Raw genomic sequence first — 9,707 nt, 5'->3', positions numbered from 1 at the left:
GACGCCCTGCTGGGCGTCGTGCTCTGATCCTCCCTGACCCGGAACGCCTGTCCGGACCGCGGCCGTCACCGACGCCTGCCGGGGGTGTCGTGCTGTGATCCGGCTCTAGCCCAGGACGGCCGTCCAGGCCGAGGGGTCGCCGGGACGGCCGGAGAAGTCGTAGCGCAGTCCGTCGGCGCTCAGGGCGACCAGGCTGACCGAGGTGGTGGCGAAGACCCGTCCGGCGTCGGTGAGGTGCCGGTGCAGCAGGGCGCGCGGGTCGGTCTGCTCGAGCCCGTCGCCTTCGGCGAGCGGCAGCCAGTCGCCCCAGGCGTCGGCGGTCGCCCCGTCCTTGGGTTCTGGGCGGGCCGCGGTCAGCAGCCGGGGCCGGAAGTGCCCCATCCGGGCGCGGATGCCGTCCAGCGCGCTCTGCGGGATGGCGGTGGGTCCCGGGCAGGTGGCGTCCAGGCCCGTGTTCACCACCATGTGGACGCCCGGCTCCAGGGAGCGCTCGGTGAGCTCCAGGCCGGTCCAGGTCCACACCCGGACCCGGTCCGGCTCGGCGCACACCAGGTGGAACGGGTCGAGCCTGGAGGGGTCGAGGTCACCGAGCCCGCCGGTCTCGGCGGCGCGCAGCGGCAGGTCGCCCCGGGAGAGCCGGGCGTCCTGCGGCGCGTCGACGCCGCAGCCGTTGAGCACGCACGCGGCCCTGGGCGCCGAGGGGTTCACCGCCAGCCAGGTGCCGCCGGCCTGCCGGTCCCGGCCGCCGAACAGCTCCGGCCGGTCCGGCCAGTGCGCGGCGGGCGGGTCCCAGGCCCGGTCGGCGTATTCGTCGCGGACTCCGACGAGCAGCACCGGGACGGCGGAGGAGGGGTCGAAGCTCAGCAGGCAGGTGCACATCGCAATATTTCAACAAATGTCTGAAAGTGACTCTTACATCGGGGGCCAGGGAATGGCGGGCCAGTCCTCCGGCGGGTAGGGGTGCACCCGGTGCTTGAGCATGAGGTCGACCCTGCGCCGCGTCGCCTCGACCTCCTCCTCGGTGATCAGCCCGGACAGGCGCCCCGCCAGCGCGCCCTCCAGTTCGGCCCGGACCTTGGCCAGCCCCTGCAGCGCCAGCGGCTTGAGCGGCTTGCCGCGCCACTGCCACAGGACCGTGCGCAGCTTGTACTCCGTGGAGAAGCACACCCCGTGGTCGCAGCCGTGCACATGGCCGCCCTCCACCGGCAGCAGGTGCCCGATCTTGCGGTCGGCGTTGTTGACCACCGCGTCGAACACCGCGATCCGGCGCACCGCCGCGTCGTTGGCGCGGGACAGCGCGACGAGGTCGACGGACGGGTCGGGCTCGATCCACAGCTGGACCATGCCCGGGCCCCAGGGGCCGTCGCGGTGCACGGTCGGCGGGACGATCCGCCACCCCATCGCCTGGGACACCAGGTAGGCCGCCACCTCCCGGCCGGCCAGGGTGCCGTCGGGGAAGTCCCACAGCGGGCGCTCCCCCGCCACCGGCTTGTAGACGCACTTGGCGCGCACGCCCTCGAACTCGATGTCGCATCGGAGAGTGGCGTTGGAGGCCTGGACCAGCCGCCCTTCGACCGTCATGGCGCCGTGCGCCAGCAGTCGCTCGGCCGCGGCGGTGTCCTCCGCGAGGGACTGCGTCATATCGTTTTGAGATGTCCGTTCTGACGGGGGCACACGTGCCCGGAGGAGTCCAGCGGCAGCCCGCACAGCGGGCAGGGCGGGCGGCCGGCGGCCACCAGTTTGAGGGCGCGCTCCGCGAAGGCCCTGGCCTGGGCCGCGGTGAGCGAGACCCGCAGCGTGGAGCCCTCCTCCTCGTCCGGGTCGGGCTCCTCGGGGTCCAGCAGCGTGGGGTCGTTCTCGGCGGCCTCGACGATGACGCGTTCCTCCTCGGGGTCCCAGGCCAGCGCCATCGCGCCGACCCGGAACTCCTCCTCCACCGGCTGGTCCAGCGGGGAGTCGTCGCCCATCCCCTCGGGAGTGACCGCGGGGATGGGCGCGGAACCGCCGCTGCGGCGCAGGACCTCGTCCAGCAGTTCCTCGAGGCGCTCGGCCAGCAGCCCTACCTGGAACTTCTCCAGGCTGACGCTGGTCACCCTGGCGCCGTCGCGGGCCTGGAGGTAGAAGACGCGATCCCCGGGCTGGCCGACGGTCCCGGCGACGAACCGGTCGGGCAGGTCATAGGAGATGACGGGCATGATCCGACCCTACGCGCCGCCGCCGACCGGCGCGTCACTGTCCCCCTGGTTAACGGGCACCAAACCGCTCAGATCGGTCCCGCCGTCGTTCAGCCGCACCAGGAAGGGGCGCAGCTCGGTGTAGCGCACGACGGTCAGCGAGGCTGGATCGACCTGGATCCGCTGGAACTGGTCGAGGTGCAGGCCCAGCGCGTCCGCGACGATCGCCTTGATGATGTCCCCGTGCGAGCAGACGGCGTAGACCGCCTCGTCCCCCAGGCGCTCGTTCCAGTCCCGCACGGCCCGCACCGCCCGCAGCTGGGCGGCGGCCAGCGACTCCCCTCCGTCGCCGGGGAAGGTCACCGCGCTGGGATGGGCCTGGACGACCTTCCACAGCGGCTCCTCGGCGAGCTCTTTGAGCTCCCGGCCGGTCCAGTCGCCGTAGCGGACCTCGCCGAAGCGTTCGTCGACCTCGAGACCGCCGGGCGTGTCGCGGTCCTCCAGTACGGCCCTCGCGGTCTGCAGGCACCGGTCCAGGGGGCTGGAGACCACCGCGTCCAGCGGGAGCCCGGCCAGCCTGGCCGCCACCGCCCCCGCCTGGGCGGTGCCGCGCTCGTCCAGCGGCACCCCGGGGGTCCAGCCGGTCAGCACCGGCCCGGTCTTCGCGGTCAGGCCATGACGAATCAAAAGAACAGTAGGCACGGTTCATACTTTATGCCGGATACTAGGCGGCATGATTGTCGACTGCGCCCTCTACCGGGGCGGCTTCCGGCAAGAGGTGGACGGTGACGTCCGCGGGGCCCTGAAGGCCGCCAGGGAACACAACGACGCCTTCGTGTGGATCGGCCTGCACGAGCCCGAGCACGAGGAGTTCGACACCGCCAGCAAGGACCTCGGGCTGCACCCCCTGGCCGTCGCCGACGCCACCTACGGACACCAGCGGCCCAAACTCGAGGACTACGGCGACACCCTCTTCGTGGTGGTGAAGACCGCCACCTACACCAAGCCCTCGGAGATCACCGTGGGCGAGGTCATGGTGTTCACCGGCCCGGGCTTCGTCATCACCGTGCGGCACGGCGACGCCAACCCGCTCTCCCCCGTCCGGCGCAGGCTGGAGGGCGACCCCACGCTGCTGTCCACCGGCCCGAGCGCGGTCCTGTACGCGGTGCTGGACGAGGTGGTCGACAGCTACGACATCATCGCCCACGAGGTCGAGGCCGACATCATCGCCCTCGAGCGCCGGGTCTTCACCCACGACGGCATGGACGTCACCGAGGACGTCTACACCCTCAAACGCGAGATCCTGGAGTTCCGCACCGCGGAGGACCCGCTGCTGCCGGTGATGCAGGAACTCGTCAAGGGCAGGATCCCCCTGTGCGTGCGGCACAAGGAGCGGTTCCGCGACGTCCAGGACCACCTGCTGCGCATCGACCGGCAGATCGACGCGCACAGCGAGATGGTCACCAATGTGTTGACCGCGCACCTGGCCGTCCTGGGCAGGCGGCAGAACGAGGACGTGCGCAAGATCTCCGCCTGGGCGGCCATCCTCGCCATCCCCACCATGATCGCGGGCATCTACGGCATGAACTTCAAATACATGCCGGAACTCGGCTGGATCACCGGCTATCCGCTGGCGCTCCTCACCATGGCCGGCTCCTGCCTGCTGCTGTACCGGAAGTTCAAGAAGAGCGGCTGGCTCTGAGGACGGGGCGCCTCAGCGCTTGCCGCGCATCGCCTTGAGCTTGGTGGCCGCCGCGGAGGCCTTGTGCATGACCCCGAGCGCGAGCTTGCCGATCTGCATCCCCTCCGGCTTCAGCGGGTGCAGGATCGCGTCGGTCCCGCCGTCGACGAACAGCACGGTGCCGACGATGAGCGAGGACGCCTCCGACAGCAGGAAGGAGATCGTCGCGGCGACCTCCTCGGGCCGTCCCGGACGGCCCAGCGCGCTCGGGTAGGCGTCGGCGAAGACTCCGAGTTTGGGGTCCTTGCGCAGGCCCTCGGTCATCGCGGTGTCGATCATGCCGGGGGCGACGGCGTTGAGCCGGATCCCCGCGCCGGCCCACTCCTCCTTCACCGACTCCTGGCGCGTCCAGTAGGCCAGCGCCGCCTTGGTCGCGGGATAGACCGCGACGGCGTCCGACGACGCGGCGGCCCGGCGCGCGCCCTCCTCGTCGCCGCGCAGGCAGGCGGCCGCGACCTCGGCGTTCCAGCCGGGCTGGCAGGTCACCGAGTTCGACGACAGCAGCACCGCCGAGGAGCCGCCCGCCGCCTCCAGCTCCGCGCGCAGCCCCTGCACCAGCGCCAGCGCGCCGAAGAAGTTCACCGACACCACCAGCTCCGGGTCCACGCCGGTGAGGCCGGCGATCCCGGCGCACGGCACGACCCCGTGCACCGCCCCGGTCCTGGCCCGGACTCCGGCGACCGCGTCCTCCCTGCCCTGCGCCGTGGACAGGTCGGCGACGACGTCCGCGTCCCTCAGGTCGACCGTGATGACCGTGTGGCCCTGCTCGCGCAGCAGCGCGGCGGTGGCCGCCCCGATGCCGGACGCCGCTCCGCTGATGACATAGGTGCCCATCGGTCCCGCCTTCCGCTTTGATCAATTCCGGCCCGACTGTAACGACGGAAGGGCCGGAAGTCAGCCCCTCGCCCCGGCTTCGCGGTACGGGGACAGCAGCGCCGTCCACAGGTCGCTGCGGGCGCCGTCGGCCTCCAGCCGCGCCCGGATCCGCTCGATCGTCCCCCGGGTCGGGACCGCCATCTTGAGCACCAGCGGGTAGCCGAGGCAGAAGGCGAGCGCCATCGGCAGGAAGCTGTCCGCCGCCATCGACAGCGGGAGCCCGAGGAGCACCACGCCCTCGGTGAGCGCGAAACGCAGGAACAGGCTCGCGCGGAAGGACTCCGACGCGTCGGGCCGAAAACCGCCGGGCTCCGCCCGGTTCGGCAGCGCGGTGGGCATGCGGCGCGCCAGGAGCAGCGCGCACACGGCGGCGACCGGCACGACCGCGCACGCCCACAGCGGCGGGGTGTCCACGGTGTGCGTCTCCAGCCTCATGATGTACGGCGAGAGCGCCAGCACGCCCACGGGCACCGCCAGCAGCCCCAGGAAGGCCCTGCGCAGCTGGGCGAGCAACGTCCCCGTGCGCAGCGACGCGAGATAACCGGGGTCGCCCTCCGGGCCCGCCCCCGGCGGCGGATCTGCTGGAACTGCCACGAGGCCGAACCTTAGCCTGAGCGCGCCCGGTTGTGACAGTCCCGTGGCGACAGTACAGCCGTGTCGCTTTTGCCCCTTCCGTATACCGGGGCGGAAACGCTATAGCCTGTGGACCTTATGGAGCAGCGTCAGCTCGGTCGGAGCGGTCTCATGGTGTCCCGGCTGGGGCTCGGCACCATGACCTGGGGTGAGGGCACCGGCCCGGAGGAGGCCGCGGCGCAGCTCGCCGAGTTCGTCGACGCGGGCGGAAACCTCGTCGACACCGCGGACGTGTACGGCGGCGGGCGCAGCGAGCAGATCCTCGGCCAGCTGCTGCGCACCGTCGTGGACCGCGACGACATCGTCGTCGCGACCAAGGCGGGGGTCACGCCCCGCGGGTACGACTCCTCGCGCCGGCACCTGCTGGCCGCGCTCGACCGGTCGCTGGACCGCCTGTGCCTCGACCACGTCGACCTGTGGCAGGTCCACGCGCACGACCCCGCCACCCCCTACGAGGAGACGATGGCGGCGCTGGACGAGGCGGTCTCCTCGGGGCGCGCCCGCTACGTCGGGGTGTCCAACTACGGCGGCTGGCAGCTGGCGACCGCCGCGACCTGGCAGCGGGCCTGGCCCGGACGGCAGCCGCTCGTCTCCGACCAGGTGGAGTACTCGCTGCTGCAGCGCGACCCCGAGCGGGAGGTGGTCCCGGCCGCCCTGGACTCGGGCACCTCGGTCCTGGCCTGGTCGCCGCTGGGGCGCGGCGTGCTCACCGGCAAGTACCGCAACGCGATCCCCGCCGACTCCCGCGCGGCGCGCGACCGGCTGGAGGACTTCGTGGCACCGTATCTGGGCGAGCAGAGCGCCCGGATCGTGGAGTCGGTCGCCACCGCCGCCGACGGCCTGGGCGTCACCCCGCTGGCCGTCGCACTGGCCTGGGTCCGCGACCAGCCGGGGGTGGCGGCGCCCCTGGTCGGCGCCCGCACCACCGCCCAGCTGCGGGCCGCTCTGCAGGCCGAGGAACTGACCCTGCCCGATGAGATCCGCGACGCACTGGACGACGTATCAGATGTCTGAACTTCCCTCCCCTTCCCTGCTCGGCCTGCCCGAGGAGATCGCCGTCCGCGCCCGGGCCCACCTCGGCGAGGGCGCCGAGTCCCTGCTGCGCGGCGACCCCTGGGAGCTGCTGCGGGTGCCGGGCGTGCGGCCGGCCCAGGCCGACAGGTTCGCGCTGTCGGTGCTCCCCCCGGACGCCCCCGCCGATCCGCAGGACCCGCGGCGCGGCCGTGCGCTGGTGGAGTTCCTGCTCGCCGAGGCCGCGCGGCGCGGCGACACCGCGCTGCCGGGCGAGGAGGTGGTGAAGGAGCTGAGCGGGCTGCGCATCGCCGACCCGGTGGCCGCGGTGCAGGCGGCGCTGGACGAGGCGCGGGTCATGCTGTTCCACTCCGAGCCCGATCTCCCCGAGTTCACGGACCTCGCCGACTCCGAGTCCGAGGAGGACGACCTCCCCGACGCTCAAGAGTGGCTCGCGCTGGCCCGCTACGGGCTGGCCGAGGAGACCGTCGCCGAGGGCGTGCAGCGGCTGGCCGCCACCGCCCCTCCGATCGAGGCGGAGCCCGGCGCGCCCGAGCACGGCGAGGCCGCGCGCCAGGCGCTCTTCCACGGCGTGAGCATCGTGGCCGGCCCTCCCGGGTCGGAGGACGGGCTGATCGCCGACCTGCGGGCGCTGGAGCCGTCCCTGCCCGTCCCCGTGACGGTCGCGGCGGTCACCGCGACGGCCGCCGCGAGGCATGAGGGGGCGGTGAGCCTGCACCGGCTCCTGGAGGCCCGTGAGGGCCTCGGCGGGCTGGGCTACGCCCGGGGCGAGCAGTGGCCGCTGGAGCCCGGCGTGGTGGTGGTGACGGGCGCGGAGGCGCTCGACGTGGAACTGGCCGCCACGCTGGTGGAGGCGTGCCCGGACGGCGCCCATCTGGTGCTGGCCGGCGATCCCGGCGGGCTGGCCTCCTACCGTCCGGGCCGGGTGCTGGCCGACCTCGTCGAGTCGCAGGAGGTGCCCGTCACGCCCGTGCCCCTGGAGGACGGTCCGCTGGCGGAGCTCTCCGAGGGCGTGCGCGCGGGCGTGCTGCGCCGGGTGGAGGCCCCGGGCAAGGAGGTCGTCGTGGTGCCGGCCGCCGACGGGCGCGAGGCCGCGCACCGGGTGGGCCAGCTGCTCGCCGACTCCATTCCCCGGGCGCTGGGCATCGCCGCGGGGGACGTCCAGGTGCTCACCCCGGGCGCGGCGGGGACGGCCGCGCTCAACGCCGCGCTGAAGGCGCGGCTGAACCCCGGTCCCGGCGTGTGCGGCGGTTTCGACGCGGGCGACCGCGTGGTGGTGGCGGTGCCGTTCGCCGAGGCTGCCGCGGGCGAGACGGGGACGGTCTCCGAAGCCTCCCCCGAGGGGCTGACGGTGGAGTTCCCCGACGCGGTGGTGCGCGTTCCCGCGGAGTCGCTGCCGCGGCTGCGGGCGGGCTGGGCGATTCCGGTCCAGCAGGCCGCGGGCACCCGCTGGCCCGCCGTCATCGCGGTCTTCCCGGGCGGCGGGGAGTTGTCGGGGCCGCTGGTGCTGACCGCGTTCACCCGGGCGCTGGAGCACCTGTCGGTGGTGACGGCCGCGGGCCCCGCGCTCGCCGCGGCGGTTACCGATTTCAGGCAACTTGAGAGACAAACGAGGCTTGTGTCCCTTTTTCACTAGAACGCCATTCGTTTTTCTCTTTGTCAAGACGTGACGACAGTGCCGCTGATCCGTTAAACAAGTGTGTGAGCGACACCACCCCCCGGGCAAGGAGGAGCATGCTTCCAGGACGAACTCGCGTCCGCCGTCTGAGCGCGGCCTCCCTCGCGCTGTCGGCCGGCGCGCTGATGGTCTTCGGTACCCCCGCGCCCGCCGCGGCCGCCGAACCCAAGAAGTGCGTGAAGGGGCACGACCCCGAGACGTCGATCGCGGACATCAAGTGCCAGTTCGGCAACAACGTCGAGACCATCAAGAAGAAGATCGACGAGGCGAACGGCAAGAAGGACGACACGGGCGCCAAGCCGAAGGAGGAGAAGCCGAAGGAGGTCAAGGGCACCAAGAACCCCGCGAAACCCGACAAGCCCTCCAAGCCCAAGAGTCCGGTCAGGCCTCCGGTCACCCCGCAGAGCATCGTGCGGACCCCCTCGAACTTCACGGTGAACCCGCCGGAGGAGTTCACCTCGAAGCCGCCGCGGGAGTCCGCGACCGACGCGCTGCCGGAGCAGCCCCAGGTCGCCGACGCCCCCGGGCAGGAGCAGGCGCTCGCCCTCCCCGAGACCCACCTGGTCGCGCCCGTCGCGGCCCACCTCCCCCTCGAGGACGGCTCCGAGCGGGCCATGTGGGCCGCCGGGGGCGCCGCGGCCGTCACCGCCGTGGTGATGGGCCAGTTCAGCCTCATCGGCTCGCGGCTGCGCCGCCGGGCCCTGAGCACGCGCTGAGGCCACGGACACGCGCAGGGCCCCGGACGTCGGAGCGTCCGGGGCCTTCGCACGTCACGGGGCCGTCAGCCGTCGAACTGGCCGCCCATCGCGTGCACGCCGCCGTCGACGTGGATGATCTCGGCGGTGGTCGCCGGGAACCAGTCCGACAGCAGCGCGACGGTCGCCTTGGCCGTCGGGACCACGTCGGTGATGTCCCAGCCCAGCGGCGCCGACTTGCTCCAGCCCTCGGTGATGCCCTCGAAGCCGGGGATGTTCTTCGCCGCCATCGTCTTGATCGGGCCCGCCGCCACCAGGTTGAAGCGGATGCCCTCCTTGCCCAGGTAGCGGGCGAGGTAGCGGTTGGTGGACTCCAGGCCCGCCTTGGCCACGCCCATCCAGTCGTAGACCGGCCAGGCGGCGCGCGCGTCGAACGTCAGGCCGACGACCGAGCCGCCGGACTTCATCAGCGGCAGGCACGCCATCGTCAGCGACTTCAGCGAGTACGCCGAGATCTGGACGGCCGTCGCGACGTCCTCCCACTTGGTGTTGAGGAAGTTGCCGCCGAGCGCTTCCTGCGGCGCGAAGCCGATGGAGTGCACCACTCCGTCGACCCTGTCCCAGCCCAGGGCGCGGAGCTGCGCCTCCAGGCCGCCCAGGTGCTCCTCGTTGGTGACGTCCAGCTCGATCACCGCCGGCGGGTCGTCGGGGCCGCTGGGCAGCTTCTTGGCGATGCGCTGCGTGAGGGTCGGCCGGGGGAACGCGGTGAGGATGACGTTCGCGCCCTCCTCCTGCGCGATCCGCGCCACCTGGAAGGCGATCGAGGCGTCGGTCAGGACGCCCGTCACCAGGATGTTCTTGCCGTCGAGGATGCCCAT

11 protein-coding genes are annotated in these 9,707 nt (G+C 72.7%); 4 read left to right on the top strand and 7 right to left on the bottom strand.

The window, feature by feature from the left end; all coding sequences use genetic code 11:
- Nucleotides 1-105: 105 nt before the first annotated feature.
- The 4 genes from ABD327_RS22545 to ABD327_RS22530 are packed head-to-tail and all read right to left on the bottom strand — an operon-like array spanning nt 106 to nt 2,876.
- The gene (locus tag ABD327_RS22545; RefSeq protein ID WP_344452595.1) at nt 106-879 is read right to left on the bottom strand and encodes an NRDE family protein; all 774 of its coding nucleotides are present in this window, start codon (nt 877-879) and stop codon (nt 106-108) included.
- 33 nt (nt 880-912) lie between these two features.
- The gene (locus ABD327_RS22540) at nt 913-1,641 is read right to left on the bottom strand and encodes an SCO1664 family protein (protein WP_344452593.1); all 729 of its coding nucleotides are present in this window, start codon (nt 1,639-1,641) and stop codon (nt 913-915) included.
- Entirely contained in the window at nt 1,638-2,195 is a 558-nt protein-coding gene (locus ABD327_RS22535) for a DUF3090 domain-containing protein (protein ID WP_344452592.1), read from the bottom strand. The genes ABD327_RS22540 and ABD327_RS22535 overlap by 4 nt, the downstream gene beginning before the upstream one ends.
- 9 nt (nt 2,196-2,204) lie before the next feature.
- Nucleotides 2,205-2,876, bottom strand: a complete 672-nt coding sequence (locus ABD327_RS22530; protein ID WP_344452591.1) for an MSMEG_4193 family putative phosphomutase — start codon at nt 2,874-2,876, stop codon at nt 2,205-2,207.
- Nucleotides 2,877-2,907: 31 nt separating this feature from the next.
- Here ABD327_RS22530 and ABD327_RS22525 point away from each other — a divergent pair, with 31 nt between their 5' ends.
- Nucleotides 2,908-3,876 (top strand): magnesium and cobalt transport protein CorA, encoded by a 969-nt coding sequence (locus ABD327_RS22525; RefSeq protein ID WP_344452589.1) that lies wholly within the window; start codon nt 2,908-2,910, stop codon nt 3,874-3,876.
- Nucleotides 3,877-3,888: 12 nt separating this feature from the next.
- Here the strand turns inward: ABD327_RS22525 and ABD327_RS22520 are convergent, their stop codons facing one another.
- Both ABD327_RS22520 and ABD327_RS22515 read right to left on the bottom strand, forming a co-directional pair.
- Nucleotides 3,889-4,749, bottom strand: coding sequence for an SDR family oxidoreductase (locus ABD327_RS22520; RefSeq protein WP_344452588.1), 861 nt, complete (start codon nt 4,747-4,749; stop codon nt 3,889-3,891).
- A gap of 60 nt (nt 4,750-4,809) precedes the next feature.
- Complete coding sequence (locus tag ABD327_RS22515; RefSeq protein WP_344452587.1) at nt 4,810-5,385, bottom strand: hypothetical protein; 576 nt, start codon at nt 5,383-5,385, stop codon at nt 4,810-4,812.
- A 117-nt stretch (nt 5,386-5,502) separates the two neighbouring features.
- Here ABD327_RS22515 and ABD327_RS22510 point away from each other — a divergent pair, with 117 nt between their 5' ends.
- The 3 genes from ABD327_RS22510 to ABD327_RS22500 all read left to right on the top strand — a co-directional run bounded on the left by ABD327_RS22510 (nt 5,503) and on the right by ABD327_RS22500 (nt 8,850).
- A complete protein-coding gene (locus tag ABD327_RS22510; RefSeq protein ID WP_344452586.1) occupies nt 5,503-6,438 on the top strand; it encodes an aldo/keto reductase in 936 nt (311 codons plus the stop codon).
- On the top strand, nt 6,431-8,092 hold the full coding sequence (locus tag ABD327_RS22505) for a helix-hairpin-helix domain-containing protein (protein ID WP_344452585.1): 1,662 nt from the start codon (nt 6,431-6,433) through the stop codon (nt 8,090-8,092). The genes ABD327_RS22510 and ABD327_RS22505 overlap by 8 nt, the downstream gene beginning before the upstream one ends.
- 98 nt (nt 8,093-8,190) lie before the next feature.
- On the top strand, nt 8,191-8,850 hold the full coding sequence (locus ABD327_RS22500) for a hypothetical protein (RefSeq protein WP_344452584.1): 660 nt from the start codon (nt 8,191-8,193) through the stop codon (nt 8,848-8,850).
- Nucleotides 8,851-8,915: 65 nt separating this feature from the next.
- Here ABD327_RS22500 and fabI read toward each other — a convergent pair whose 3' ends face one another.
- Nucleotides 8,916-9,707, bottom strand: a complete 792-nt coding sequence (gene fabI / locus ABD327_RS22495) for an enoyl-ACP reductase FabI (protein WP_344452583.1) — start codon at nt 9,705-9,707, stop codon at nt 8,916-8,918.

The sequence above is a fragment of the Actinocorallia aurantiaca genome (assembly GCF_039533685.1).
In the GTDB taxonomy this organism is placed as follows: domain Bacteria; phylum Actinomycetota; class Actinomycetes; order Streptosporangiales; family Streptosporangiaceae; genus Actinocorallia; species Actinocorallia aurantiaca.
The sequence above is the reverse complement of the archived record's forward strand: the minus strand, read 5'-3'. Positions and strand labels throughout refer to the sequence as shown.

What these genes read in the sequence shown, in the direction of transcription:
- fabI (WP_344452583.1), bottom strand. Translation starts at nt 9,707, where the DNA reads ATGGGCATCCTCGACGGCAAGAACATCCTGGTGACGGGCGTCCTGACC.
- ABD327_RS22510 (WP_344452586.1), top strand. Translation starts at nt 5,503, where the DNA reads ATGGAGCAGCGTCAGCTCGGTCGGAGCGGTCTCATGGTGTCCCGGCTG.
- ABD327_RS22505 (WP_344452585.1), top strand. Translation starts at nt 6,431, where the DNA reads ATGTCTGAACTTCCCTCCCCTTCCCTGCTCGGCCTGCCCGAGGAGATC.
- ABD327_RS22525 (WP_344452589.1), top strand. Translation starts at nt 2,908, where the DNA reads ATGATTGTCGACTGCGCCCTCTACCGGGGCGGCTTCCGGCAAGAGGTG.
- ABD327_RS22500 (WP_344452584.1), top strand. Translation starts at nt 8,191, where the DNA reads ATGCTTCCAGGACGAACTCGCGTCCGCCGTCTGAGCGCGGCCTCCCTC.
- ABD327_RS22520 (WP_344452588.1), bottom strand. Translation starts at nt 4,749, where the DNA reads ATGGGCACCTATGTCATCAGCGGAGCGGCGTCCGGCATCGGGGCGGCC.
- ABD327_RS22535 (WP_344452592.1), bottom strand. Translation starts at nt 2,195, where the DNA reads ATGCCCGTCATCTCCTATGACCTGCCCGACCGGTTCGTCGCCGGGACC.
- ABD327_RS22540 (WP_344452593.1), bottom strand. Translation starts at nt 1,641, where the DNA reads ATGACGCAGTCCCTCGCGGAGGACACCGCCGCGGCCGAGCGACTGCTG.
- ABD327_RS22545 (WP_344452595.1), bottom strand. Translation starts at nt 879, where the DNA reads ATGTGCACCTGCCTGCTGAGCTTCGACCCCTCCTCCGCCGTCCCGGTG.